26 protein-coding genes and 1 rRNA gene are annotated in these 26,869 nt (G+C 66.9%); 14 read left to right on the top strand and 13 right to left on the bottom strand.

Annotated features, from left to right (window positions below):
* Positions 1 to 98: 98 nt before the first annotated feature.
* From VF632_RS09200 to VF632_RS09140, 13 genes are all read right to left on the bottom strand, one after another.
* Positions 99 to 1,817 (bottom strand): NACHT domain-containing protein, encoded by a 1,719-nt coding sequence (locus tag VF632_RS09200; RefSeq protein WP_331022580.1) that lies wholly within the window; start codon positions 1,815 to 1,817, stop codon positions 99 to 101.
* A 248-nt stretch (positions 1,818 to 2,065) separates the two neighbouring features.
* Positions 2,066 to 2,383: a hypothetical protein gene (locus VF632_RS09195; protein WP_331022579.1), complete on the bottom strand. Its 318-nt coding sequence runs from the start codon at positions 2,381 to 2,383 to the stop codon at positions 2,066 to 2,068.
* Positions 2,384 to 2,493: 110 nt separating this feature from the next.
* Positions 2,494 to 2,796, bottom strand: a complete 303-nt coding sequence (locus VF632_RS09190) for a hypothetical protein (RefSeq protein ID WP_331022578.1) — start codon at positions 2,794 to 2,796, stop codon at positions 2,494 to 2,496.
* 16 nt (positions 2,797 to 2,812) lie between these two features.
* Positions 2,813 to 2,947, bottom strand: coding sequence for a hypothetical protein (locus tag VF632_RS09185; protein ID WP_331022577.1), 135 nt, complete (start codon positions 2,945 to 2,947; stop codon positions 2,813 to 2,815).
* A gap of 352 nt (positions 2,948 to 3,299) precedes the next feature.
* The gene (locus tag VF632_RS09180; protein ID WP_331022576.1) at positions 3,300 to 4,553 is read right to left on the bottom strand and encodes an ABC transporter substrate-binding protein; all 1,254 of its coding nucleotides are present in this window, start codon (positions 4,551 to 4,553) and stop codon (positions 3,300 to 3,302) included.
* A gap of 44 nt (positions 4,554 to 4,597) precedes the next feature.
* Positions 4,598 to 4,885, bottom strand: coding sequence for a hypothetical protein (locus VF632_RS09175; RefSeq protein ID WP_331022575.1), 288 nt, complete (start codon positions 4,883 to 4,885; stop codon positions 4,598 to 4,600).
* A gap of 81 nt (positions 4,886 to 4,966) precedes the next feature.
* Entirely contained in the window at positions 4,967 to 5,359 is a 393-nt protein-coding gene (locus tag VF632_RS09170) for a hypothetical protein (RefSeq protein WP_331022574.1), read from the bottom strand.
* Between the two features lie 517 nt (positions 5,360 to 5,876).
* Positions 5,877 to 6,572, bottom strand: coding sequence for a TRADD-N-associated membrane domain-containing protein (locus tag VF632_RS09165; RefSeq protein WP_331022573.1), 696 nt, complete (start codon positions 6,570 to 6,572; stop codon positions 5,877 to 5,879).
* 279 nt (positions 6,573 to 6,851) lie between these two features.
* The gene (locus VF632_RS09160) at positions 6,852 to 7,655 is read right to left on the bottom strand and encodes a cyclase family protein (protein ID WP_331022572.1); all 804 of its coding nucleotides are present in this window, start codon (positions 7,653 to 7,655) and stop codon (positions 6,852 to 6,854) included.
* 493 nt (positions 7,656 to 8,148) lie between these two features.
* Positions 8,149 to 9,030, bottom strand: a complete 882-nt coding sequence (locus VF632_RS09155; RefSeq protein ID WP_331022571.1) for a xanthine dehydrogenase family protein subunit M — start codon at positions 9,028 to 9,030, stop codon at positions 8,149 to 8,151.
* Complete coding sequence (locus VF632_RS09150; RefSeq protein WP_331022570.1) at positions 9,027 to 9,494, bottom strand: carbon monoxide dehydrogenase subunit G; 468 nt, start codon at positions 9,492 to 9,494, stop codon at positions 9,027 to 9,029. Before VF632_RS09150 ends, VF632_RS09155 begins: the two co-directional genes overlap by 4 nt.
* Positions 9,495 to 9,516: 22 nt before the next feature.
* A complete protein-coding gene (locus tag VF632_RS09145) occupies positions 9,517 to 11,880 on the bottom strand; it encodes a xanthine dehydrogenase family protein molybdopterin-binding subunit (RefSeq protein WP_331022569.1) in 2,364 nt (787 codons plus the stop codon).
* 165 nt (positions 11,881 to 12,045) lie between these two features.
* Positions 12,046 to 12,567, bottom strand: a complete 522-nt coding sequence (locus VF632_RS09140; protein ID WP_331022568.1) for a (2Fe-2S)-binding protein — start codon at positions 12,565 to 12,567, stop codon at positions 12,046 to 12,048.
* 223 nt (positions 12,568 to 12,790) lie between these two features.
* On the opposite strand from VF632_RS09140, the gene VF632_RS09135 reads away from it, so the two are divergent.
* The 14 genes from VF632_RS09135 to VF632_RS09070 all read left to right on the top strand — a co-directional run.
* Positions 12,791 to 13,486, top strand: coding sequence for an HAD-IA family hydrolase (locus VF632_RS09135; RefSeq protein ID WP_331022567.1), 696 nt, complete (start codon positions 12,791 to 12,793; stop codon positions 13,484 to 13,486).
* Positions 13,483 to 14,232 (top strand): class I SAM-dependent methyltransferase, encoded by a 750-nt coding sequence (locus VF632_RS09130; protein WP_331022566.1) that lies wholly within the window; start codon positions 13,483 to 13,485, stop codon positions 14,230 to 14,232. The genes VF632_RS09135 and VF632_RS09130 overlap by 4 nt, the downstream gene beginning before the upstream one ends.
* 80 nt (positions 14,233 to 14,312) lie before the next feature.
* Positions 14,313 to 15,656, top strand: coding sequence for an amidohydrolase family protein (locus tag VF632_RS09125; RefSeq protein WP_331022565.1), 1,344 nt, complete (start codon positions 14,313 to 14,315; stop codon positions 15,654 to 15,656).
* Positions 15,657 to 15,872: 216 nt separating this feature from the next.
* Positions 15,873 to 16,922, top strand: coding sequence for a hypothetical protein (locus VF632_RS09120; protein WP_331022564.1), 1,050 nt, complete (start codon positions 15,873 to 15,875; stop codon positions 16,920 to 16,922).
* A gap of 117 nt (positions 16,923 to 17,039) precedes the next feature.
* On the top strand, positions 17,040 to 17,168 hold the full coding sequence (locus tag VF632_RS09115) for a hypothetical protein (protein WP_331022563.1): 129 nt from the start codon (positions 17,040 to 17,042) through the stop codon (positions 17,166 to 17,168).
* 439 nt (positions 17,169 to 17,607) lie between these two features.
* Positions 17,608 to 18,036 carry a cobalamin B12-binding domain-containing protein gene (locus VF632_RS09110; protein WP_331022562.1) on the top strand — a complete coding sequence of 143 codons (429 nt, stop codon included), beginning with the start codon at positions 17,608 to 17,610 and terminating at the stop codon, positions 18,034 to 18,036.
* A complete protein-coding gene (locus VF632_RS09105) occupies positions 18,033 to 19,673 on the top strand; it encodes an acyl-CoA carboxylase subunit beta (protein ID WP_331022561.1) in 1,641 nt (546 codons plus the stop codon). The genes VF632_RS09110 and VF632_RS09105 overlap by 4 nt, the downstream gene beginning before the upstream one ends.
* A gap of 144 nt (positions 19,674 to 19,817) precedes the next feature.
* Positions 19,818 to 20,399 (top strand): Uma2 family endonuclease, encoded by a 582-nt coding sequence (locus tag VF632_RS09100; RefSeq protein ID WP_331022560.1) that lies wholly within the window; start codon positions 19,818 to 19,820, stop codon positions 20,397 to 20,399.
* Between the two features lies 1 nt (position 20,400).
* Positions 20,401 to 21,072 (top strand): Uma2 family endonuclease, encoded by a 672-nt coding sequence (locus VF632_RS09095; protein WP_331022559.1) that lies wholly within the window; start codon positions 20,401 to 20,403, stop codon positions 21,070 to 21,072.
* A gap of 148 nt (positions 21,073 to 21,220) precedes the next feature.
* Positions 21,221 to 22,594 (top strand): acyclic terpene utilization AtuA family protein, encoded by a 1,374-nt coding sequence (locus VF632_RS09090; RefSeq protein WP_331022558.1) that lies wholly within the window; start codon positions 21,221 to 21,223, stop codon positions 22,592 to 22,594.
* Between the two features lie 136 nt (positions 22,595 to 22,730).
* Positions 22,731 to 23,642, top strand: a complete 912-nt coding sequence (rnz, locus tag VF632_RS09085; protein ID WP_331022557.1) for a ribonuclease Z — start codon at positions 22,731 to 22,733, stop codon at positions 23,640 to 23,642.
* 165 nt (positions 23,643 to 23,807) lie between these two features.
* Positions 23,808 to 25,637: a translational GTPase TypA gene (typA, locus tag VF632_RS09080; protein WP_331022556.1), complete on the top strand. Its 1,830-nt coding sequence runs from the start codon at positions 23,808 to 23,810 to the stop codon at positions 25,635 to 25,637.
* Positions 25,638 to 25,943: 306 nt separating this feature from the next.
* The gene (locus VF632_RS09075; protein ID WP_331022555.1) at positions 25,944 to 26,189 is read left to right on the top strand and encodes a hypothetical protein; all 246 of its coding nucleotides are present in this window, start codon (positions 25,944 to 25,946) and stop codon (positions 26,187 to 26,189) included.
* Between the two features lie 352 nt (positions 26,190 to 26,541).
* Positions 26,542 to 26,869: ribosomal RNA gene (locus tag VF632_RS09070) — 16S ribosomal RNA — on the top strand; the annotation flags it as partial.

Raw genomic sequence — 26,869 nt, 5'->3', positions numbered from 1 at the left:
GTACCTCGCAGGCAGTCGAACGCGTCGCGGGCCGCGTCTTTGCCCGCCCACAGGATCAGGTGCAGGTAACAACGGGGCCGCCAGTCAGTTGCGACGGATCACTCAATTGTCAGATTTCCTTCCTCATCTATCCGGAGATTATGCGACTGGGTGGTCCCAATGACCCGAAGGTTTACCTGCCGCAGCCGGAATACTTCCTTAAGAACTTCCTCCGGAATAGAAACGCGACTTGGCATTGTGTAGTCGAGACGACTCGGAGGCTGAACTTCCGCATTTAGAAGGAATTCTGATGCTCCAAGGATCTCAATGCTCGGAACTACATAGAACTGAAGAGCACGCGCGATGCTTTCAAGTACGCTCTCGTCCTTGAACATGAAGTGTAGCGTGCGACGTATCTCTCTATCTCCTCCCATCTCATGGTAGATTCGCATGACCGCAAATCCTAACTCTGGACTGGGATCGAAAATCGGTCGTTCAAGCTGCAGCCTCGAAAAAAAGCTACTGAACGACTCCCGGGTGAAAGCCCGGAAGGAATTTTCCTTGAGTATTAATCCAGCAAACCAGCTTCCAGGACTAGATGAGATCGCAACAGCGACTGCAAGCGGACCGGGCCGATCAGCTACATAACTTTCCAGATGCTCTGGGAATGGTCCCCTAACTAGGTGACACGCACACAGATACTCTTGAAAGGATAAGTGAGAAAACTCGAATCCTGAGGCAGCTGCGTTGATCAGTCCACTATGGGAAGCGATTTCCTCTGCTACTGCTGTAGCTTCAGATTCTGGTAGGCCGAATAGGCGATGGATGCGACCATAGACGACAACTAGATCCTGCAAGGTAAAGGATGAGTGGTTCACTCGATAACTCAAGCGATAGGACAGCGCCGCCAAGAAATCGGCTTTTCGGTCAGGGTCAAATCCGGCATACCGAGAGGATCGATCGATACCCCGCTCCTTATCCCAATCCTCAAGCAATAGGCGTAGCAGCCGCCGATACACATGCGACGGTTGCTCGGGTAGCGCGCCTTCTCTCCGATACAAGACGATCAGTTGCGACAGCAAAAGTGGTCGATCGGCCAGATCTTGGTACGGTAGATTGCGGAGTGCGAACAAGAAATCATCTGGGTTAGTAAGCCATCTCTTCGCAATTTCTCTTGCCTGTTCCGGCGCAAGCGGGCAGAGTTCTAGAATATCAAAACCGTCCAAGTGCCTCGAGAAATCACCTGTCCGAGATGTGATCAAAATCTTGCTCTCAGACAGTCGAAACGATAGATCCGATGCCCATTTCTCGTACAGTCTTCTAGTCCCCTCTGGGATTTCATCCAGCCCATCAAGCATCAAAATCGCATTGCTCGCGTTCAGAAAATTTACAATCCTATGTCTAAGTTGCTGTTTACCAGAGACATAGTAAGGTTTTCCCTCTTTAGTTTCACGGACGTGATATGGAATGCCGACGACATCAGCTACTACACAATCGGGATTGAGTGTAGATGCGTGGTCTCTTAACAACACGACGACTGGATGCCGGTATATGTCGGAATCAGCAACCGACTCATTCAGCATAACTGCACGCGCGAGGCGTTTGAGGGTTGTAGTTTTCCCAGACCCCGGATCACCTAAGATGACATAGTGTTTAGAACTGATTAGTATCTCTGTCTCGCCAAGCGTAATGCCGGCGTGCCGTGAGCCTCGAAACCGACGCGGTTGCGCTCCAAGGCGAAGACCGACGGTGGCCGTATCGGTGTCCTCGGCCTCTGGCATGCCGAAGAACTGAATGCGAGAGCTCCATCGAAGGACATCACCGATGTAATCTTCCATCCGTGCGAATATAGGCGCCCATGAGTGGTCAGATTTGTCGAGCCGTTTTGAAAGGCGGTCCTTCACAAAGGCGTACACCTCCTTTACGGCTGGCCCAAGAAATGTGCTCGGTTCCATATGTCACTAATCCTTTTACTAGGTGTGGATTCGGTCCATCCTAACCATTCGCCCTTCCAACGTCGCCACATCGGGCGAGGGCCGCTTTCGGCCCGCACAGCGATTGGGAATCTCGTCGGCGCGTCAAGCTGTTAGTGACGAAGTGCCGTGGTCACTGCGAATCGCCGACGCCGGAATCGGCTGGATTGCCCAATCATCGGACCAGCCGTCATGTCGTCCCGTTTCTTCGACACGGTCCAGACGGCGCGGTCGCTATGCGGGGCGATATCGTTCTCACAGCCACCGGGGTCGTCCCAGTCGAGCGCGGTGTCGTGCCAGACCGACAGCTCCTCCAGGCGCTGGCGCGTCGCGTCGGAGAGGGGAAGCTCGTCCTCGATGTGCCCGACGCCGAACGCGTCGCGCGCCGCATCGTTGCCGCACCCGAGGGAGCCGCCGCGCCACTCGAACATCAGCCGTACGTGGTAGAGCGGCACCGGCTCACGGCCGGCCGGCCAAGCCGGGGCACGGGACATCATTATCGATCAACGCGCTGCCGGGGAGAGGTCGTGTCGCTTCCTCGTCATGCGGGGACGGCGACCGTGCCCGACACGATCCCCATGTTGCCCTCGGCGGGCTGAACCGCGGTGACCACCACCTCGTACTCGCCGGGGCGGGGAAGGGAGAACGGCTGCGTGTTGGCGAACGTGTTCCTCGTCTGGAAATCGAGATGCACGTTTTCCAGCGCGAACGGCCCGGCTTTCTCTCTGACGAACGCGCTCACAACGAATGCCGTGGGAACCCACGGCAGCGTAGGATCGATCGGGCAGCCGCACATCATCGTGACCTGCGCCGTCACCACCACCGACGCCCCGGCGTTCGACACCTTCGTGCCGTGACCTTCACCCGCAGCCCGGGATCATCATGACGACTTCCCGTTCGGCGGAAAGGACCGCGCCGGGAAGGAGCGTCATCGTCTGCGTCGCGGCGTAGCCGTTCGGGACGCCGTCGGCCAGCGCCTCGGCCACGAACTCCACGCGGGTGGGCGCGTCCAGGGGCAGCGTCGCGCTGAAGCCCGCCGTCGCGTGGCCGGGCTACGCCGAAAGCCACAGCTGCGACTTCGTGTTCCACTGCGGAGTGATCAGCGCCTGGCGCGTGGCCGCGGGAAGCAACGAGCCCGTCAGCTGCCCGGACTGCCCCTGGCCGGTGCCCTTGTGCCAGCACTTCGCCGGTATCCGCGTTCCGGATGGTGACCCGCGAGTAGCCCGCGTCGGGCGGAAGGAACTTGCCGCCCTTCGCCTGCACGCGCACCAGCACCGGCGTCATAGCCATGGTCGCGCTCACTGAGTTACTTAGGGTTGCACGAAACGATGGGCCGGCGCGGCCCCGTTACCGGCTGAGCGTGCCCGAGCGCGTTTCGTACCCCGCGACGCGGGTCCAGGCGTGGCCGGTGCCGGACGGGCGGATGGCCCAGAAGTCGAAGTCGGCGTACTGCCGGTCGCCCGCGGCGTTCAGCGTGGCCCAGCCCGTGGTGCCGTGATAGGTGCCCGCCGCCTGCTCGAAGCGCGAAGCTAGCGAGTCGGCGCTCACCGTAGCCGGCGAGGCGAGGTACGCCAGCGCCGCCACCCACACCGCGTCGTACACGGCCAGTGCAAAGGCGTCGGGCGCCATGCCCGCGCGCTGCTGGATGCGCGTGGCGACCGGCTGCCACGTTCCGCTCGCCGCCAGGTCCAGCCCAAAGAGCGCAGACGGAAAGCCGACCGTCTCCGCGAACGCCACCGCCGCCGGGCGGGCGAGCAGGGCGCCGCTCTGCGCGATGCCGTCCGCGCCGTACCAGCGCACCGAGGCGAGCACCGGGTCCCCCACCGCGGCCACGAACACGTCCGCCACCTCGTCGAAGCCCGCCAGGTACACGCCCACTTGGCTCGCTGGCCGCGTGGCGAGCGCCTGCCGCACCTGCGCGCCCAGCGCGGTGATGGTCGCCGCGTAGCTGGTGGCGTTCGCCGCGTACTCCACACCGCTCGATACGGTGCCGCCGCGCGCGGTGAACCCTCTCCGCGTGGCCGTGTGAAGCCCCTGGTTCCCGGCGTCCGCACGCCAGACGGGGATCACAGTCCGAACGCCGTCACCCCACATCAGCGCCGCCGAGGCGATGCCCTCCAGGCTGTCCGCCGCCGTGAAGCGAAAGATGTGGTCGCCCGGCACCGCCAGCGAACCCGCCGTGCTGGACTGGCTGACGACGATCAGCGGGTTCGCATCCACGTACGGCTTGATGGCCGCCAGTTCGGCGCTGGACTGCGGCCCGATCACCAACTGCACGCCCGCGGCCTTCAGCGACTGCACCGCCGAGAGCGCCGTCGCCGGGTCCAGCTTCGTATCGCGGACGTCGGCGCGGAAGGTGATGCCGCGCCCCGCGGCGAAGCGGTTGGCATCTTCCACCGCGAGTTCCATCGCGGCCTTGCTCGTCACGCCGAGCGACGCCCAGTTGCCGGTGAGCGAAAAGATTCCGCCGATCGTCACGTCTCGCGTATCGCTCCCCGTGCTATCCTCGCATGCCCCGGCACCGGCCAGGAAGAACGCCGTGCACGCGATGCGGAGGGCCGTACGTGCGAGAGTGGCGCGGGAGTTGGACTTCGTGGTCAACAGGTGTCCTTTGCGGGAAGGGCAGGGGAGAGGGGGCGCCGCCTCTACGGGCCCCGGTATTCCACCCGGAAGTCCGGGCCGAGCTCAGAACGGATGGTGCCCAGGATTTCGACTGCGGCCTGGTGGAACTTGTCGTACTCCTCGGGCGGCCAGAGCCCCGGGCCGCCGGGGTCGTCCCAATTTAGCGCGGTATCGTGCCAATCCGACAGCTCTTCCAGGCGCTGGCGCGTCGCGTCGGTGAGGGGAAGCTCGTCCTCGATGGGTCCCACGTCGAACTCGTCGCGCGCCGCGTCGTTGCCGCACCAGAGGGTGCCACCGCGCCACTCGAACATCAACCGCACATGGTAGCGAGGCTCCGGTGCGGGCGCTCCGCTAGGATCCGGCGTCGGCATCGTGTTTCTCCACCGCGGGCATCACGGGAGTCGGCGCTGCAGCGGGCCCTTGAGCATGAACCTCCGCACTTTCGCGCGCTTGAGCCCGGCGGTGACCAGATCGCTCACCTGATCCACGGTGTTCATCCCGTCGTCCGCCCGGCATCCCAGCCGTGCGGCCACGTACGCACCCAGCGGTGCATCCGGGAGCTTCTGCCACGACTTGCGGCTGATCCTCGCTACGAACACATCGTCATTGCCGCCCAGCGCGGACCGCAGGGCGCGCGATTCTTCGTGCCGGAACGCGCGGTTGGCCTTCGCCTTACGCCGTGCGATCGCCTTGTGCGCGATGCCCCTGGACTCGGCGAACGTGTTGCGGCCGTCCTTCGCATAGCTCAGCAGCTTCTTCTCCTGCGGCGTCAACTCGCGTTTCATCACTCCACTACGTTCGTGCCGGGCCGCAGGCTGGCGCTGTAAGACGTCGTTGGACCACTCACCATCGAAGGCCACCAAGCGGGCGAACGCCGCCTGACCGGGCCAGAACTTCCAGGCCAAGCATACTATGACCACCCGGCGGTTCGGGACCGCCGGGTGCTGATGTCGCCCCGCAGGTTCTCTACGTTTCAGGCGCTGAACGCGGGAGCTTTGAGCGGACCGCTAATCGTCATCCGGATCATACTCACCTTCTCCATCGCAATACGGGCAGGCTCCAGTACCTTCACAATCGCCGCAGTCGGTGCGGCTGAAGTCAAATGGCTCCGCGTTGGCCATCACCTTTCCCTGACCGCGGCACTCGGCGCACGCTCCACTGCCGCGGCAGCGCTGACAAAATTTCTTTTCGCCCATGATAATCTCTCATTCAGGGTCCTCACGCCTCCTTTGGCCACTCAACGATCGGCGGCGAGGCGTCTTCGGCGCGAATCCGATCGCGGCACGTACACGGAAGGACCGGTCACCGCGGCGCGCCAGCCGCGGTAAGCTCCGGCTCCACAGGCGTTACGGGTGCCGGACCTACGCCATCCATCCCTACCAGGCGACCGATCAGCCGGATCTGCACCTGCGTTCGCTCGGCGTCGGGAAGTGTTTCCGTGTGCCGGAAGGCCGCGAACAGCTTCCAGATCTCCAGCAGGCTTTCGGACGTCTTGTTCAAGCGCGCCGACGTGCTGCGGAACAGGACCATCCCCAGGCCGGAGATCACCTCGACGATCACGCCGGCCACGGTCGTAATCCTGCTGGATGTGCCGGAGCTGCCCAGCATGTGCCCCGCGGCCCCGGCCAGGATGACCCCCGTGCCGAGCACCATCATGACGAGCGCCGCGATGAAGCCGTGCGAAGCCTGCTCCCGCTGGATGTCGAGGTTCTTCGCCAGCTGCTGGATGGTCAGCTCCAGGTCGGACGACGATACGGCTGACTGCACGGTCGTCGACGGCCCGCCGATCCTTCGCAGCTCCACCGCCATGAAACCCAGCCCCGCCAGCGTGAGCGCGCAGCCGAAGGCGAAGACGAGGTATCCACCCAACGTGGGGTTGTCCTGGGTGCCCAGCGCGCTGAAGTATACCAGGAAGAACCCGAGCATCACCAGCGGCAGCCCCAGCGAGCGCCGCACGAGCCTTTCGGGAATCCTGAGGAGTGTCTTGAGATCGCTCATTAGGCCTCGTTCCATTAATGGGAAAGAACACGAAACTGCTGCCTTCCTGATGACCGCGGGTGGCCGTGGACGATCAGGTTCCGACCATAGATGTGCAGCGGCGGGAGATCCCGCAAGGAAAACGGCCGCGCGGCCCCCATACTTTCGGGCCACACGCGGCCGCCGAGCGAGTCTCCTCAGGCGTATTCTGCAGTTCGTATCCGTCCCTCGGCGAGGCGCTTGCGGGCTTGAGGCCGCGACCGGCTTGCGGCGACGGCGCTCGAACCCGGGTTTCCCGCGTCAGACTTCCGTGGGCCACTCGCCGTCGAACGCCACGACGCGGGCGAACGCCGCCTCGCCGCCCTGGAACTTCCAGGGGAAGCAGCCGATGATCAGCCGGCGGTTCTGCAGCGCCGGGTGGCTGATGTCGCCGCCCAGGTTTTCGATGTGCATGCAGTTCTTGTCGAACAGCTTGTTGTGCGTCAGCTGGTAGTCCTCGTCGGGGAACAGGCGCGCCACCGCCTCGGGCCCGCCAAACTTGCGCTCGGCCGCGGCGCGCACGCGGTCGCAGTGGCCGTGCATCCCCTTGCCCAGGAAGCGGCCGATGGGCAGGTCCATCGGGTGGTCGGTGGACACCACGTCCACGCCCCAGATGTGGATCTCCTTTTCCAGCAGCCACGGCACCATGTCCGGATGCGCGCCGGGGTGCATGTGGATGTACTTCTCCTCGTCGGGCTGGTCGCCCCACTGCGCGTGGCGGTGCCAGCCGGTATGGAGCAGCAGGATGTCGCCCTTCTTCACCTCGACGCGCGACTCGATCATCTCGGGCGTGTACACCGCGAGCTCGTCCATCTCGTCGCTCAGGTTCACGATCACGCCCGGCCCGCACAGCCACTCCATGGGGATCTGGTCGATGGTCATGCCCCCGGTGACGAAGTGCCGCGGCGCATCCAGGTGAGTGCCCATGTGGTTGGACGTCTGGATGTACTGCGCGTTTACGCCGTGCTCGGCCTTGCGCTTGATGTACTTCACCTCGAACGGCGGGTAGTACGGCCAGAAGGGCGCCTGCTCGTTCAGCGGCTGCGACAGGTCGTACACTTTCATCGGATCTCCAAAAGCACAGGGTTGAGTTGCACGCGGGCCGCGGGTGCCGGCCGCATGATCGAGTACAGGTTACGAACGAAACGGGCGTGGCGGAAACCCCCGCCCGCCGAACAGGAAAACCCCAAGCCTGGACGCGCCACACGCTCCAACCCACACCAGGACAAGCCAGTCCACGAAGGTGGACTTCGTGTGGTCGTTGCAGCGAATTCATTCGCCCGTGCCCGGGACTGATCCCAGGTTCGGGACTGGTTCCCCGGACCTCTGGCGAGCCCCAGCAGAAGCCGAGGCCTCGGCACCGGTGTCCGCTGCCGCGCCCCGGCATTGAGGCGCCCCGGGCTAGATCCTTCGGCCCGCGACGGATGGAGTGCGGGCCGGTTCGGTGCGCCTGGGCCTCAGGATGATAGGCTGTTGTGCGCCATCGGCTTGTACGCGCACTCAGGCCTGAAGTGTACCCCCTCTCCCACGTGGTTTGTGGGAGCGGGTGGCACGCGTGTCAGCGCGGCCGGGTGAGGGCCCGCTCGAACCCGCGCGGCAGCACCCGCTGCACCAGCACCTTCACCAGCTGCCGACGGTACTCCGGCGAGGCGTGGATGTCGCCCGGCGGATCCACGTCGCGCTCACTGGCGGCCTCAGCCGCGGCGCGGATGGCCGCCTCGTCCGGCGCCTGGCCCACCAGTGCAGCCGCGGCCTCCGCGGCCAGGACCGGCCCCTCGCCCACGCTCAGGAGCGCGATGCGCGCGGAGGAGCACCGGCCGGCCTCGTCCACCTGCACGGTCGCGGCGATCCCCGCCAGCGCGTAGTCGCCGTGGCGGCGCGACACCTCGTCGAACGCCCAGCCGGTGCGTGGACCCGCCGCTGGAAGCTCGATCTCCGTCAGCATCTCGTCCGCCTCCAGCGCGGTGCCGAACAGCCCCGTGAAGAACTCGCCGGCCGTCACTAGCCGCTCTCCGTTCGGTCCGCGCAGTCGAAAACGCGCATCCAGAGCGAGCATCACGGCCGGCATCTCCGCCGCCGGGTCCGCGTGGGCAATGCTGCCGCCCATCGTGCCGCGGTTGCGGATCTGCGCGTGTGCCACGAACGGCAGCGTCTCCGAAATCAGCGCCGCGCGCGCGGCGATCAGCGGATCGCGCTCCGCCGCGCGCTGGCGGACCATCGCGCCGATGCGCAGCCCTCCGTCCACCTCCGCGATCCCGTCCAACCCCGCGATGCGGTTGAGGTCGATCAGCACGGCGGGCACGGCCATACGAAAGTTCATCGCAGGCACCAGGCTCTGTCCGCCGGCCAGCAGCTTGGCGTCGTAGCCGTGCTCCGCCAGGAGGGACAACGCCTCTTCCACGCTGTCCGGCCGGTGGTACTCGAACGGGGCCGGCTTCATTTTGTGCCGCCACCCGCGGCCAGGCGCGCCTCCAGCTCCTTGTTGAGCGCGTCGAGCCCCTGCCGCGTCAGCATCTTCGCCACCTGGTCCAGCAGCCGCTGCCCCACGCCCGCCACCTTGCCGCCGATGGAAAGGTCCGCGTGGTAGCGCATCTTCGTCCCCCCCGCCACCTCGTCCAGGTTCACCGTCGCGCTGCCGCGGGTGAAGCCGAGCGCACCCTTGCTGTCCACCATCATGGTGTAGCTCGCGGGCTCCACGCGGTCCTTCAGTTCCACCTTCAGTGACCACTCCGCGGCCGTCACCGGGCCCACGCCGATGCGGATGACGCCCTCGTACACGCCGTCGCCGGTCAGGTGAAGCTTGCGGGCGCCCGGCATGGCCTTGGCCAGCACCTCGGGATCCTGCAGCAGGTCCCACACGGTCTGGCGCGGGCCGGGAAAGGTGTGCTCGCCGTCGACGATCATGGGGCGGTGCCGGTAAAAGGAGTCAGTCGGCCGCGAGCGCTTCCACGCGCACGCCGGGGGCGGATCGGATCAGCTCGAACAGGCGGTTGGGGCTCAGGGGGATCTCGCGGATCTCCAGCCCCAGGTGCGGCACCGCGTCCTCGATGGCCTGCGCGAAGGCGGCGCCGGTGGGAATGCACCCCGCCTCGCCCACGCCCTTCAGCCCCAGCGGGTTCAGGGGCGCGTCCGTCTCGCGGTGGGCCATCTCCACGTTGGGAACGTCCATCGCCGTGGGCAGCAGGTAGTCCATGAAGGAGGCGTTCTGCAGCTGCCCGCCCTCGTCGTACACCAGCTGCTCGTAGAACGCGTTGCCGATGCCGTGCGCCACGCCGCCCTGCACCTGCCCGGCGACGATCATGGGGTTGATCAGCTTGCCGCAGTCGTGCACCACGATGTAGCGAAGGATCTTCACCATCGCCGTCTCGGGGTCCACCTCCACCACCATCGCATGGACACCGCTGGCCGTGCTGCCGTGGTCCGGGCCGAAATACGCCGTGGCCTCCAGCCCCGGCTCGCTGCCGGGCGTCACCGCGCCGCGCAGGGGGTTGGCGTGGCCCGCCAGCTCGCCCAGCGTCATCGCCCGGTCGGGGTTGGAGCGGGAGCGGATGGAGTTCGCCGCCAGCTCCACGTCGTCCGGCGCAATGCCCAGCACGCGCGCGCCCGTCTCCAACACCTTCTTGCGGACGGCGAGCGCCGCCTCGTGGCACGCGCTACCCGCCACCACCGCGCCGCGGCTGGCAAAGGTGCCCGTCCCCCATCCGAACTCGCGCGTGTCGCCCGTGATCACGTGCACGCGGTCCACGTCCACGTCCAGCACCTCGGCCACGATCTGCGCGAACGCGGTGTAGTGCCCCTGCCCCTGCGTCCCCAGCCCCGTGGCGACGCGCACCTGGCCGCTGGGCTCCACCGTCACCCGCGCGCCCTCGTACGGGCCGATCCCCGTGCCTTCCACGTAGGAGACGACGCCCATGCCGATGTAGCGACCCTCTGCCCGCGCCGCCGCCTGCTCCCGCGGAAAGGTGTCGCGGCCCACGATGTCGAGCGCGGCCTCGAGCGCCGGGGCGTAGTTGCCGCTGTCGTAGTACAGGGGCGCAAAGTCCTGGAACAGGATCTGGAAGGTGTGGGGAAACACGTCCTTCCGCAGGTAGTTGCGGCGCCGGATCTCCGCGGGCTCCAGCCCCAGCTGCCGCGCGGCGATGTCCAGCAGCCGCTCCATCACGAACACGCCGTGCTGCCGCCCCGCGCCGCGCACCGGCGTTACGGTGACGGTGTTGGTGAACACCGCGCGGAACTCGCTGTGGTAGGCCGGCACGTCGTACGGGCCCAGCAGCGTGCACTGGCTGTTGATGGGAACGGTCAGCCCGTACGGATCGTACGCGCCCGTGTCGTGAAGGAAGAAGTCCTGCACCCCCAGGATGCGCCCATCCGCCGAAAGGGCCATCTCGGCGTCGTGGATCTGGCTGCGCTCCTGGGTGGTGGCGAAGAAGTTCTCCTGCCGGTCCTCGGCCCACTTCACCGGCCGGCCCAGGCGCATGGCCACCCAGGGAACCAGCACCTCTTCGGGATAGAACATCATGATCTTGGGCCCGAAGCCGCCGCCCACGTACGGCGCCACCACGCGAACGCGCGACTCCAGCAGCCCTAGCATCCGCGCCAGGCCGTTGCGGATGGGGATGGGTGCCTGCGTGGTGTCCCACACGGTCAGCTCTTCCGCGCGGGGATCCCACCGCGCCGCCACGCAGCGGTTTTCCATGGCCGCCGCCGCGCCCCGGTCGTAATGGAAGCGCCGCGAGATGATGACGTCCGCCGCCGCCTTGGCCGTCTCGTAGTCGCCGTGCCGCTGGACGACGTGCGCGGCCAGGTTGGTGCCCAGCTGCGGGTGGATGATCTCCGCCCCCGGCTCCAGCGCGGCCTCCAGCCCCACCACCGGGTCCAGCGGATCGATGTCGACGACGATGTCCGCCAGCGCGTCCTCGGCGATGTACCGGCTTTCGGCGATCACCATGGCGATGGCCTCGCCCACGTGCCGCACGCGGTCCTTGGCCAGGGGCACCTGCGACGCCTGGTTGAAGACGATGCCGTCGATGGGCGGGGGCGGAACCAGCAGGGGCCCGGGCTGCCAGTAGTCGCCCAGGTCTTCGGCGGTGATGACGGCCACCACGCCGGGCCGGGCGAGCGCGGCCGATACGTCGATGCCCCGCAGCACGCCGTGCGCATGGTCGCTGCGTACGAAGGCGGCGTGCAGCATGCCCTCGAGCTGCACGTCGTCCACGAACAGCGCGTTCCCGGTCAGGAGGCGGCGGTCTTCGTTCCGCGGTACCGACGTGCCGACGTAGGTTCGACTCAAGGGAGTGCGTTAGTGCGTGAGTGCGTGAGTGCGTGAGTGCGGACGGAGCAAAGGCGCGCACGCCGTTCACCCGAACACCACAGCCGGCAATCCGCGAAGGCGGATTTCGTGTGGTCGTTGCCGCGGATTCATCCGCCCCAGCGGAGCCCGGCGCATCCTGGCAGATCAACCGGACCCACCCAGCTTCGCCTGCTGATCCGCATCTTCCGAGGCCCCCATCCGTTCCGCCGCCAGCTGCACGGCCTGCACGATGTTCTGGTATCCCGTGCAGCGGCACAGGTTGCCCGACAGCGCCTCGCGAACCTCGGGCTCGGTGGGCGACGGGTTGTCGCGCAGGAACGGGATCATCGACATCAAAATCCCCGGCGTGCAGAAGCCGCACTGAAGCCCGTGCGCGTCGCGAAAGGCCTCCTGCAGCGGGTGCATGGGGCCGGTGCCGGCGGTCAGCCCCTCCACGGTGGTGATCTCGGCGCCGTCGGCCTGCACGGCGAACACCAGACACGAGCGCACCGCCTCGCCGTCGATCATCACCGTGCACGCGCCACACACGCCGTGTTCGCAGCCCACGTGCGTGCCGGTGAGCGACAGGTCCTGGCGCAGGAAATCGCTCAGCAGCAGGCGCGGCTCTACCGCGCGCCGGTACTGGGCGCCATTGACGGAAAGGGAAACGTCCACGGGTTGGGCCACGCGTGCGGCTGTGCCGGGGTGGAACCGAGAGATTCCGGGCGGGCGCGGACGCGTGCGGCGGGTGCGTCCGGTCTCGCCGGGGAAGGTGAGGCTGCAAACAGACAGATAGGATGCGACGTTCCCCGCCGCAAGTAGGCGCGCTCGCGCCCGGGTGGCGGCGCCCGTAAGTTGGCGGCCTGCCGGGCAGCGCCGTCGCCGCCCGCCTGGAAATCAGCACGGGATAATGATGACGCCGCCGAAAGCCATCCTGTTCGACGCCGGGAGCACGCTGGTCTGGCTCGACCACCCCTATCTCCTGGACCTCGCCCGCCAGCACGGGATCGAGGTCCCCATGGAGCGGCTGCTGGACGCCGAGTACACCGCCAAGACGCGGCTGGACGAGCTGATCCGCAGCGGCGAGGTCAGCGACGACCGCAAGCGCGGCGAGGTGTTCTTCGCCGAGATCTTCCGGCAGTTGGGCGTGGGGCGGGAGGCGTTTCCTCCCATCGCCAAGGCGCTCTGGGCGAGGCACGCGGAGCGGAACCTGTGGAGCACCGTCCGCGAACGCACGGCCGAAACGCTGGACGAGCTCCGCCGCCGCGGCTACCGCCTGGCCGTCATCTCCAACGCGGACGGACGGGTGGAGGCGCTGCTGGAGAGCGTGGGGCTGGGATCGCACTTCGAGTTCGTCATCGACTCGCACCAGGTGGGGATCGAAAAGCCGGACCCCCGCATCTTCCACATCGGCGCCGAGCGGATGGGCATCCGCCCGGAAGAAGCCGTGTACGTGGGCGACATCTACGAGATCGACGTGCAGGGCGCCCGGGCGGCGGGGATGCGGCCCGTGCTCATCGACCCGCTGTGGCGCTGGAACGACGTGGACTGCGACCGCATCCGCGGCCTCCACGACCTGCTGGACCTGTTTCCGGAGACGGCGTGAGCGCCCAGGGGTGGTGGGACGGGTACTTCGACGAGACGTTCGTCGACATCTACCGCGACTTCCTGACGCCATCGCGCACGGAACGCGAGATCCAGGGACTGCGCGAGATGGTGCCGCTGGATTCCGGCGCCGACGTGCTGGACCTGGCCTGCGGATGGGGGCGTCACTCGCTGGAGCTGGCGCGCGCCGGGTTCCGCGTGACGGGGCTGGACTGGTCCGAAACGCTGCTGGCCCGCGCCCGCAAGCGCGCGAAGGCCGCCGGGGTGACGGTGGATTTCGTCCAGGGCGACATGCGCGAGGTGCCGTGGACGGGCCGGTTCGACCTGGTCCTCTCCATGTATTCCTCCCTCGGCTACTTCCTTTCGGACGAGGAAGACCTGCGCGTGCTCCGGGGCGCGCACCGGGCGCTGAAGCCCGGCGGGGTGTTCGTGCTGGAAACCATGCACCGCGACCACATCCTGGCCGACTTCACCGAGCGCGACTGGTGGGAGACCGAGGGCGGCGCCACGGTGTGGGTGGAGCGCGAGTTCGACCCCGTCGAGGGCGTCAGCCGCGAGTGGACGCGCTGGTCGCGGGGCGGGGAATCGGGGGAGAAGTACCATGAGCTGCGCATCCGTTCCGCCACGGAATGGGACGCGCTGCTGCGGAAGGCCGGCCTGGTGCCCATCGACTGGTGGGGCGACTGGGCGCTGGCCCCCTTCATCCACAGCAGCGAAAACCTGATCGCCGTCTGCCGGCGCGCCTGACGACCCTCGCGCTGGCGCATTCGCCCGCGCCGATGCAATATGGGTGTGCTAAATTTTTCGCTCCCTCACCCGTCCGCGCGATGAAGCCGAACTTCTTCTGCCGCCTGCTCTGCGGCGCGCTCCTGCTCGCCGCCCTGGCGCCGTCCGCCGCCTGCGCCCAGCCCGGCGCCGCCGAGGTGACCGCGTTCGAGAACGTGTCCGTCATCCCCATGGACAGCGAGCGTACGCTGCGCGGCCAGACCGTTCTCGTCCGCGGCGACCGCATCGTGGCCGTGGGCCCGGCCGCCTCCGTCCCCGTCCCGCAGGGCGCCCGGCGCATCGACGCGCGCGGCAAGTTCCTGGTTCCCGGGCTGGCCGAGATGCACGGCCACGTCCCGCCGCCCAACGCGCCCGCCCAGTACACCGAGGACGTACTGTTCCTGTACGTGGCGAACGGCATCACCACCGTGCGCGGAATGCTGGGCGCCCCGGGCCAACTCGAGCTGCGCACCCGCACGAACCGCGGCGAGCTGCTGGGGCCCACGCTCTACCTGGCGGGACCCAGCTTCAACGGCAACTCCGTCAGCACTCCGGAGCAGGCGGTGCAGATGGTCCGCGAGCAGCGCGCGGCCGGGTGGGACCTGCTGAAGATCCACCCCGGCCTTACCCGCCCGGAATACGACGCCATGGCGCGCACCGCCGCGCAGGAGGGTATCCGCTTCGGCGGCCACGTGCCGGCCGAGGTGGGGCTGATGCACGCCATCGCCATGGGGCAGGAGACGTTCGACCACGTGGACGGCTACGTGGAGTACGCCGGCGGCGCGGAGGGTCCGATCAACGCGGCGAAGCTGGATTCCGCCGTGCGGGCCACGCGCGAAGCGGGCGCGTGGGTCGTGCCGACCATGGCGCTGTGGGAGGTTCTGTACAACACGCTGCCGCTGGATTCGCTGCTTGCGTATCCCGAGCTGCGCTACACCTCGGCCCAGTCGGTGCGCAGCTGGACGAACGCCTACAACCAGCGCCGCGGCGCGCCGGACTACAACGCGACGACGGCGCGGCGTTCGATCGAGGCGCGGCAGCAGGTGCTGGCGGCGCTGCACCGCGGCGGGGCGGGGATCCTGATGGGCACGGACGCGCCGCAGCAGTTCAGCGTGCCCGGGTTCTCCCTTCACCGCGAGTTTCCCCGCATGCGCGCGGCCGGGATGACGCCGTACGACATCCTGGTAACGGGCACGCGCAACGTGGGCGAGTACTTTCAGCGCCAGGACGCGTTCGGCACCATCGCCGTGGGCCGCCGCGCCGACCTGCTGCTGGTGGACGCCGATCCCCTGGCCGACGTCGCCAACCTGCAGCGCATCGCGGGAGTGATGGTGCGCGGCCGCTGGCTTCCGCGCGAGGAGATCCAGGCGGGGCTGCGGGCCATCGAAGCGCGCAACCCGCGATGAAGCCGTGGCGGATGTCGGGATGTGCTGAAGAGAAGACGCTTGCGCCTGCCTTACGGCGCGGCTTCCCGTCTCCCGCGCATCCCTGAGTCCGCCTCTCTCCTCGGTTCTTGAACCCGGCCCGCGCTACTTCGCGTCGGCTATAGAGCACCAAGTGACGACGCACCCCACCGACATCTGCCCCGCCCGTCTCCTCACCTGCGTGCTCACGGATCGTTCATGCGTAATTACCTCGACAGCTTTAGCCTGATGGCGCAGCGGACACGCGAATTTCTGCCGCGATACTTATGGCTTGCCCCGATAGTATCAACATACCCGCTGTTGGTTTTCTGTATCTGGATATATGGCTATGCCCTCGGGCACACTACCGGGTGGTCCGAACACCTGCACGTGCTACCCACCGCCGATACCGGCGTCACCAGCCTTGGTGCGCTACTGTGGGGGGCATCCGTAATCCTCTTCCTTTCTGTCGCAGCGGCGTCGATGGTCGTGCTCGTTAGTACGGTCTACGGCCAACTGAAGGAACAGTTTGAAACTCGACCGCAACCAGCCACGATCGTCGCCCTGCTTGCCTCGTTTGCTGTCTTCTTCATGCTCGTGTTCCACCCTCGCTCGCCGCTGTCAGGGAAACCGTACTATGTGACGATGCAGTTTGCCCATGGTGTGCTGCCCGGGGGAACCAAGCACATCCTGACTTCCCTGTGGGTTCTCACGCTAGTAGCTTCGCTGCTGGTCGTTGGCGGAGCCGCGGCCACGCTTGCGGGGCTGCACGCATCGGGGCGGATACTGCTTTCGCTGGACAGACGCGACGAGATGGATGATGAGGCTGCGAGACAGCGACTCGTTGTTCCCCTCGCCGCACGCAGTAGGCGGCTGCAGACCGTCCTTTTTGCCGGTGCGGCGGTCCTCGTCGCGGGTGTCGTCGAAATTGACGCGCTTTTCCATTGGGCCGTCGGCCGCGCGAATCTCACCGCCTACCCGACCGGTACGGGAACGTTCATCATCTCCGCGGCAACGGTTTCCACAGGCACCCTCTTTTCCCTCTATCTCGCGTTCGTGTATCTGCCGGCAGCGCTCATCCTCCGCCAGCAGGGGATGATGCTCGCCGAGCGCCTTCGTCCTAACGCGCTCCCCGCTGCGCAGGCTGAGTGGTTGGAGGAGAACGGAGTAGGTTTATCCGTGGCGACGCACGTGTCGACGGTTGTGGCGCTGATGGGTCCTTTTCTGGCCGGAGGCCCCCTGAACGCGATCGGGCACATGTTCGGTTGAGGTGCTGAGCGTACGACAGTCTGGTGACGGGTACGCGTAAGAAACGGCGAGCACTCCAACGCCCAAGACGCATGCGGCACCATCGCCGTGGGCGCCGCGCCGAGCTGCTGCTGGTGGATGCCGATCCCCTGGCCGGCGTCCGCCAACCTGCAGCGCATCGCGGCAGTGATGGTGCGCGGCCGCTGGGTACCGCGCGAAGAGATCCAGGCGGGGTTGCGGGCCATTGAGGCGCGCAATGCGAGCTAAACGCTCCAGTTGCGCATCTGAAATGGCTCTAACGGGTCCTTGGTTTGCGTTCGGAGAGATGATCTCGACTTCACCTCCAGCGCTATCAGGAGCACTAAATTGACGCAGACAACCAAGGTAGCTCACTATGTTCTTGTCGTCTTGGGGGAAACCAACTGGACATTCACGAACTATAAGGTGCGGGTCAACACGGAGCACCTGATGTTGGAGATCGTTGATCCAAAGACGGGCGACGTTGTGGCTTCGGCACCCCAATCCGCCACCTTAGTAAAGTGGAAGGACCTCGGTCCGGGGACGCTGTACGAGGCGTGAGCTCTTCGTGGCGCCCACTGGCCAGGCGCCTCGCTTGCCGCCGCCTTGCGTTCCGCCGTATGATATGCGCCCTGCGGCCCATCCGGGCCACAGGGCGCGTAACCGCAACGTACATCCGATTCTCGATATGTCTGAACGGAAGATCCGGGTGCTGGTGGCCAAGCCCGGCCTGGACGGCCACGACCGCGGCGCCAAGGTGATCGCCGCCGCGCTGCGCGACGCCGGCATGGAGGTCATCTACACCGGCCTTCACCAGACGCCGGAGATGATCGTGAACGCCGCCATCCAGGAAGACGTGGACGTGGTGGCGCTCTCCATTCTGTCGGGCGCGCACATGACGCTGTTCCCGGCCGTCAAGCAGGCGCTGGACGCCGAGGGCGCCGACCACATCCTGATCACCGGCGGCGGCATCATCCCCGAAGAAGACATGGCCGCGCTGCGCGAGCAGGGGATGGGGCAGCTGTTCGGCCCCGGGACGCCCACGACGGCGGCGGTGCAGTACATCGCCGACTGGTTCGCGGAGCACGGCCGCGATCGCGACGACGCGGGCCAGTGACGGTTCCCGTGGCAGCGGCGGACGCACCCGCCGCCGAATCGCGCTCGCACACCCTCGCCCGCGAGCTGCGGGGGCTTGAGGCACGCCTGCGCCAGGGCGGCGGCCCCAAGCGCATCCAGAAGCAGCACGACGACGGCAAGCTGACGGCGCGCGAGCGCATCGGCCTGCTGGTGGACCCGCGCTCGCGCTTCCAGGAGGTGGGCCTGCTCGTGGCGCACGACCAGTACGAGGGGCAGGCGCCCGCGGCCGGCGTGGTGACGGGCTTCGGCACCGTGTGCGGGCGCGAGGTGGTGGTCATCGCCAACGACGCCACCGTCAAGGCCGGCTCGTGGTGGCCCGAGACCATCACCAAGATGCTGCGCGCGCAGGAGATCGCCATGCGCTGCCGCGTGCCCATCATCTACCTGGTCGACAGCGCGGGGGTGAACCTTCCGTACCAGGGGGGCGTCTTCCCCGGGCAGTACGGCGCGTCGCGCATCTTCTACTACAACTCCATCATGCGGCGCTACCTGAAGGTGCCGCAGATCGCCGCGGTAATGGGGCCCTGCATCGCCGGTGGCGCCTACCTTCCGGCGCTCAGCGACGTGATCCTGATGGTGGAGGGCACGTCGTTCATGGGGCTGGGCGGGCCCAACCTGGTCAAGGGCGCCACCGGGCAGACGGTGGATTCCGAGACGCTGGGCGGCGCGCTGACGCACAACGCCATCTCGGGCGTAGCACACTACCGGACACCGGACGACAGGTCGTGCATCGGCAAGATCCGCGACCTGGTCAAGCAGCTCCCGCGCGAGACGTCTACGCTTCCCATCACGGAGCCCAAGCCCGGCGCACGCCCTGAGGCCGACCTGTACGACCTGCTGCCGCCGGACCACAAGCAGCCGTACGACATGCGCCAGGTGCTGGGCTGCATCCTGGACGGCGGCGAGTTCGACGAGTTCCAGGCCGACTACGCGCCGGAGATGATGTGCGGCCACGCGCGCATCCAGGGCATTCCCGTGGGCGTGATCGCCAACGCGCGCGGCATGCTCAAGGACCCGCACGGCGGCGCGCCCAAGTTCGGCGGCATCATCTACGCCGATTCGGCCGACAAGGTGGCGTTCTTCATCGAAACCCTGAACCGCCACGGAACGCCCATCCTGTTCGTGCAGGACGTGTCGGGGTTCATGGTGGGGTCGCAGGCGGAGCACTCCGGTATCATCCGCGCCGGCGCCCGCTTCGTCGAGGCGATGGCCACGGCCACCGTGCCCAAGATCGTGCTCACGATCAACCACGCGTCGGGCGCCGGGTACTACGCGATGGCGGGGCAGGGGTTCGACCCCGACTTCATCTTCACCTGGCCTACGGGGCGCATGGGAGTGATGGAGGGCGACAGCGCGGCCGTGGCGCTCTTCAGCACCCAGCTCGAAGCGTTGAAGAAGGAGGGCAAAAAGCCCGACGCCGAGCTGCAGGCCAAGATCGACGCCGTGCGCGCCGATTACGACAAGCAGCTCGACGCCCGTTTCGCGGCGGCTCGCGGCTTCGTGGACGCGGTGGTGCTGCCGGACGAGACGCGCGCCACGCTGGCCCTGGCGTTGCGCACCTGCATCAACAACCCGGGCCCGCACCTGGGCGCGTTCGTCCTGCCGCCGAACCTGTAGGGCACGTCCGGCAGGTGGCGTAAAACGAACAAACTTGACGGGCTCGGAAAGCGTCGCTAGCGTTTGCTGCGTGCGCTCCCGGGCCCGTTCGTTGCTTTGTGGTAGGTGTCGCGAGATAGCCAGGAGCAGCAGGTGAGCACTCTCATGGTCGAGCCGGAGATCGAGGTGGGCGCCAAGCCGCAGCGGCGGCGCTTCACGGTCGACGAGTTCCAGCGGATGGGCGAAGCCGGCATCTTCGCACCCGAAGAGCGGGTGGAGCTCATCAGCGGGGAGGTTTTCCGGATGTCTCCGACAGGTCCTCGGCACACATCGGCTGTCATCCACCTGACCAGGTATCTCACCCGGCTGCTCGGGAACGATCTGCTGCTTTCGGTCCAGTGCCCAATGCAAGTCGGCGCCGAGCAACTCGTTCCCGACTTCGCGGTCCTGCGGCCACGCAACTACCGGAACCTGCTGCCGCAGCCGAGCGATTGTGTGCTGCTCGTCGAAGTCGCCGAATGGTCGATCGAATTCGACACGAAGAGCAAGGCCCGGCGGTACGCGATGGCGAACATCGCCGAGGACTGGGTCCTGGACCTGCCCGGCAACCGCGTCCTGGTCCATCGCGGGCCGGAAGCGGGGGGGTACCGGGAAGTTGCGCCGCACCCGCGGGGATCGTCCTTCACCTCGCCTGCGCTGGGCGGCGCAACGATCCGAGTGGACGACCTGCTCGCCGGAGGCGCCTGAGATGGCCGTTCAATTCGTTCGTCCGTATCGGTTCAGCGGCCCGCAACAGGTCCAGATGGCGGTCACGGGGATCGTTGCACCCGCGGGAGCGAGCTTCGTGGAGGGTATTCCGTACGCCAACGGCGCACTCCTTCGCTTTTCGAGCGACGAGTTCTTCAGGCTGGGCGAGATCGGGATCTTCAACGAAGGCGACCGGGTCGAGCTCGTAGACGGTGAGATCATCCAGATGACCCCGGTCGGAAGTAGTCACTCGGCGTGCGTCCACCGCCTGGTTCGTTTTCTGACGTCCCGTGTCGGCCAGGCAGTTGTCCGCGGGCAAGATGTGCTGTTGCTCCCGAACGGCTACAATCCATTCCCGGATGTCCTGGTTGCACGTCCCCGTGACGACGACTACGAGTCCGGCCACCCGACCCATGAGGACGCCCTCTTCGTGGTGGAAGTGGCGGCTTCCTCGTTGCGTTATGATCGCCGTGTGAAAACGGAGTGGTACGCCCAGGCGGCCATTCCGGAATACTGGCTCGTCGATCTGCGGAGGAAATCAGTCACCGTCCACCAAGATCCAGTGGCGGGTGAATACCACCGGCAGCAGGTGTACGGGCGGGGTGAATGGTGGGTCTCCGCCGCGCTGGGTGGGTTGCAGATGCCCGTGAGCGTGCTGTTCCGGCCGAGCTGAGCATTTCGCCGCCGGGTTGCCGTGGGGCAGGCCGAAGTGAATTATCCCGTCCGGAGGCTGCGGTGTGCGGCCTCCGGACTGTTTTGGGACCGGATCTTGAGCACGCGGCGGCTTTCGCCGTCCATCCATACGATCTCTCGCGAGCCTGATGAAAGACTGCATTCGCATCGCCTCCGGCCAGGGCTTCTGGGGCGACCAGCTCGACGCCCCCAAGCAGCAGGTGCAGGGCGGACCCATCGACTACCTGATGCTCGACTACCTGGCCGAGGTCACCATGTCGATCATGCAGAAGCAGCGCAGCCGCAACCCGGCCGCGGGCTACGCGCGCGACTTCGTGCCGCTGATGGGCGAGATCCTGGGCCCCGTCGTCGAGCGGGGCATCCGCGTGATCGCCAACGCGGGCGGCGTGAACCCCGCCGGCTGCCGCGACGCGGTGCTGGACGAGGCGCGCAAGGCCGGGCTGGCGGGGCGCGCGCGAATCGGAATGATCACGGGCGACGACATCCTCGACCGCCTGCCGGACCTGCTGGCGCGCGGGGTGGAGCTGAAGAACATGGAGACCGGCGAGCCGCTCTCCACCGTGCTCGGCCGCGTGCAGAGCGCCAACGCCTACATCGGCGCGCGGCCCATCGTCGAGGCGCTGCGGCAGGATGCGCACGTCGTCATCACCGGGCGCTCCACCGACACGGCGCTCACCTACGGCCCCATGATCCACGAGTTCGGGTGGAGCCTGGACGACTTCGACCGCATCGCCGCGGGCGTCGTCGCGGGGCACATCAACGAGTGCGGCGCACAGGCCTCCGGCGGCAACCACCTGGTGGACTGGCGCACCATGCCGGGGCTGGCCAACGTCGGTTATCCCATCATCGAGGCCTCGCCCGACGGCTCGTTCGTCGTCACCAAGCACGACGGCACCGGCGGCCGCGTGACGCTGGCCACGGTCAAGGAGCAGCTCGTCTACGAGATGGGCGATCCCGTGAGCTACATCACCCCGGACGTGGTGGCCGACTTCACCACCATCCGCCTGGAAGACGCCGGGCCGGACCGGGTGCGCGTGCACGGCGTCCGCGGCGGCCACGCGACGGACATGCTGAAGGTGAGCATCGCCTACTCCGACGGCTACAAGGCATCGGGAACGCTCGTCTATGCCTGGCCCGACGCGGTGGAAAAGGCGCAGATGGCGGACCGCGTGCTGCGCGAGCGGCTGGACCGCCTGGGGCTGAAGTTCGACGAGGTGCTCACCGAGTACGTGGGATGGAACGCCACGCACGGCCCGCTCGCCGGCCCGCTGCCGAAGGACCTGCCGGAGGTGACGGTGCGCTGGGGCGTGCGCGGCCAGGACAAGGCGGCCGTGGAGCGCTTCACCAAGGAGATCGCGCCGCTGGTGCTGGCCGGCCCTCCCTCGGTGACGGGGTTCGCCGGCGGCCGCCCCGCCGTGCAGGAGATCATGGCGTACTGGCCCGCGCTGATCCCCAAGACCGAGATCGAGCCGGGGCTGCGCGTCGAGGTGGTGACGGCATGAAGGGGAAGGGGAAGTGCGTGAGTGCGTTGGTGCGGAAGTGCGGGAGTGAACTGCAGGAAGGCGCGGCGGTGGTGCCGATTGCCGTTCCGCACTCACGCACTCACGCACTCACGCACTATGCTCCACGCCCGGTCGCATGCGAGTAACCTTCCTTGGCACCGCCGCGGCGCGTCCCACGGTGGGCCGCAACGTCTCGTCGCTGATCGTTCAGCGCGAGGGCGACGTGATGATGTTCGACTGCGGCGAGGGCACCCAGCGGCAGATGATGCGCTACGGGACGGGGTTCGCCTTCAGCGACATCTTCTTCAGCCACCTTCACGCCGACCACTTCCTGGGCGTCATCGGCCTGCTGCGCACGCTGGGGCTGCAGGCGCGCGAAGAGCCGATGGACCTGTGGACGCCGCTGGGGACGGCCGAGGTGCTGAAGCAGGCCGTGGAACTGGGGGTGGAGCGCGTGCCCTTCGAGGTGCGCATCCATGAGCTGGAGCCGGGCGAGGCCGTGCAGCGCGGCGTCTACGACATCGTCCCCTTCCGCACCACGCACGCCGGCCGCTCGCTGGGCTACGCCATCGTCGAGCACCCGCGGCTGGGGCGGTTCAACGCCGCGCTCGCCCGGGAGATGGGCATTCCCGAAGGGCCGCTGTGGGGCAAGCTTCACCACGGCGAGGCGGTGGAGGTGGATGGACGGGTGATCCGGGCGGAGGACGTGGTGGGCCCCGAGCGCCCGGGCCGCAAGGTCGTCTACACGGGCGACACGCGTCCCTGCGCCCCCACGCGCGAGCACGCCCGCGACGCCGACCTGCTGATCCACGAGGCCACCTTCGCGCACGAAGAGGCAGAGCGCGCCGTGGCCACCGGGCACAGCACCGCGCGCGAGGCGGCGGAAGTGGCGTCGTCCGCCCGCGTGCACCGGCTGGCGCTCACCCACTTCTCTCCCCGCTACGCCGACGACCCGCGGGCGCTGGAGCGCGAGGCGCGGGCGATCTTCCCGGAAACCGTCGCCGCGTACGACGGGCTGATGATCGAAGTGCCCTACCGCGACGCCTGAGCATCGATAAAGCCTTTCCGGGGGTGGACCCAAGGGCCGAAAGCGGTTATATTACCGGGCTGTTTCCGAGAGCGGGCACCTCGTTTCCGAGAGGCGCCCGTCTTTCTTTGGAACCACGTGGCAAGACCGTACCCGGGCCGTGGGGCTCGACAGAGATAAGATTCCATGTCCATTCGCAACATCGCCATCATCGCGCACGTCGACCACGGAAAGACGACGCTGGTGGACCACATGCTCCGCCAGGCCGGCACCTTCCGCGAAAACCAGCACGTGGCGGAGCGGGTGATGGACAGCAACCCGCTGGAGCGGGAGCGCGGGATCACCATCCTGGCCAAGAACCTCTCGGTGCGCTGGCACGACACCAAGATCAACATCGTCGACACCCCGGGCCACAGCGACTTCGGCGGTGAGGTCGAGCGCATCCTTCGCATGGTCGATGGCGTGATCCTGCTGGTGGACGCCGCCGAGGGTCCCATGCCGCAGACCCGTTTCGTCATGCGCAAAGCGATGGAGCTGGGGCTTCAGCCCATCGTGGTCATCAACAAGATCGACCGCGGCGACGCCGACCCGCACCGCGTGCACGACGAGGTGCTGGAGCTGTTCATGGAGCTGGAGGCCGACGACCACCAGCTGGACTGCCCCTTCCTGTACGCGGTGGGCCGCGAGGGCGTGGCCATGCTTGCGCCCGAGGATCCGCGCAAGGACCTGACGCCGCTCTTCGACAGCATCATGAAGACGATCCCGGAGCCCAGCGGGCAGCCGGTCGGTCCGTTCCAGATGCTGGTGTCGACCATCGACTTTTCGCCGTACCTGGGGCGCCTGGCCATTGGCCGCATCGAGCGGGGTACGGTGAACGTGGGCGACTCGGTGGTGCTGCTGGAGAACGGGTTCGAGGGCGGCGCCATCCCCGCGTCCGCGCGCACCCGGGTGAGCAAGTTGTACACCTTCGACGGCCTGGAGCGCCACGAGGTGGAATCGGCCTCCGCCGGCGACATCGTGGCGCTGGCCGGCCTGCCCAACGTGGACATCGGCAGCACGCTCTGCGACCCCGAGAACATCGAGGCGCTGGAAGGCATCGCGGTCGAGGAGCCCACGGTGTCGGTTGACATCATGGTGAACAACTCGCCCTTCGCGGGACGCGAGGGCAAGTACGTCACCAGCCGCCAGGTTCGCGACCGGCTCTTCAAGGAGCTGGAAAGCAACGTGGCGCTGCGGGTGGAGGAGACTGACTCGCCCGACACGCTGACGGTGTCCGGCCGCGGCGAGCTGCACCTGGGCATCCTGATGGAAACCATGCGCCGCGAGGGCTACGAGTTCTCCGTCAGCCGGCCTCGCGTGATCCTGCGCAAGGGCCCCGACGGCCAGTTGCAGGAGCCGTACGAAGAGGTGACCATCGACGTTCCCGAAACGCTGATGGGCCCCGTGATCCAGGAGCTGGGCCAGCGCCGCGGCGAAATGCGCGAGATGAAGAACTCGGGCGGCGGGCTGGTGCGCCTGGTGTACCGCATGCCCGCGCGCGGCCTGTTCGGCTACCGGTCGGAGTTCCTTACCGCCACCCGCGGCGAGGGCATCCTTCACCACCGGTTCATGGAATACGGCCCGTACGTGGGGTCCATGAGCACCCGCAACCGCGGCGTGCTGGTGGCCATGGTGGGGGGCGAGAGCGTGGCGTTCTCGCTGGGCAACCTGCAGGAGCGGTCCACCTTCTTCATCGCTCCCGGCGTGCCGGTGTACGAGGGGATGATCGTGGGCGAGAACTCGCGCCCGGGCGACATGGAGGTGAACGTCACCAAGGGGAAGAAGCTCACGAACATGCGCGCCTCCGGCAGCGACGACAACATCCTGCTGGAGCCGCCGCGGCAGATGACGCTCGAGGACGCCATGGGCTACATCGCCGACGACGAGCTGATCGAGGTGACGCCGCAGACCATCCGTCTCCGCAAGCGCCAGCTGAACGCCAACGACCGCAAGAAGGCTTCGCGCGCAGCTTCCTGACGTAACTACGGTCAAAACGGTAACTACGGTCACGACGGTCACCACCGTAGGAACCATGACCATAGCGTGGGAGTGGGGGAGGGCCGATGCCGGCTCTCCCCACTCCTGTTTTCGCGCTCCTCCGATCGCGCTCCGTAGTGACTGTTCCGACCGTTGTTACCGTCGTTGCCGCAGTCCCCCGCCCAAGCCCCTTGACTTCCCCCAAGGCCGATATACTTTCGGGCCGAACGAGGCTGGTCGGCGTTTTGCTTGCTGCCCGCTCGCGGGCCACTCAGGCAGTTATCCGTCTACACAGGAGACTTCGGAATGCCCAACGTGATGGCTCACCCGGCGGTCGGTGAGGAGTTCGACCTGGACGAGGTGTTCGTCGCCCGCGTCGAGGAGGAGGCCGCGGAAGACGACTTCGACGCCGAAGAGGGCGACGACTGGGGTGAGGACGACGATTTCGACGACGAAGACGACTGGGACGACGACGACGAGTGGGATGAGGACGGCGACGAGGACTGGGACGCCGAAGACGACGACTGGAGCGAAGACGAAGAAGAAGTCTGAGTTGCCCCTGACCGCCTCGCGTGTTTCCGCCCCGGCCGCCGGTGCTTCCGGCGGCTGGGCGTGTTTTCGGGATTTTTGCCCCGGCGGCGCTGGACGGGATGATTTGCCGGCCCGGGGGTTGACCGGGCAGCCGCAGGGGTTTATTATTCGTGCCTTGCCGCGAGCCACAGGCCGCGCGGTTCAGTGAAGTTTTGACAATCAGGGTGTTTGGGAGTGTCTGTGAGGACCTCGCCCACGGGTATACCTTCCCGGGGGCCGCGCAGGCCGCTTCGGCGGACGGGCGCACGAGGAATCAAAGGAAAAATTCCGGACGAACGGAACATTGTTCGATCCAACAAGAGCTGTTTGAATTCTCATGGAGAGTTTGATCCTGGCTCAGGACGAACGCTGGCGGCGCGCTTAACACATGCAAGTCGTACGGAGGGTTTCGGCCCTCAGTGGCGAACGGGTGCGTAACACGTGAGCAACCTGCCTGTGGGTGGGGGATAACCCGGGGAAACCCGGGCTAATACCGCACGATGTCATTTGGCCGATTGGCTGGGTGATGAAAGGGGCTTAACGGCCTCGCCCGCAGAGGGGCTCGCGGCGTATCAGCTAGCTGGTGAGGTAACGGCTCACCAGGGCAACGACGCGTAGCCGATCTGAGAGGATGATCGGCCACATTGGGACTGAGATACGGC

Origin of the sequence: Longimicrobium sp., assembly GCF_036388275.1 — a bacterium.
Taxonomy (GTDB): Bacteria; Gemmatimonadota; Gemmatimonadetes; order Longimicrobiales; family Longimicrobiaceae; genus Longimicrobium.
Note: the sequence above shows the minus strand (reverse complement) of the source record. Positions and strands in the feature narration are given on the sequence as shown.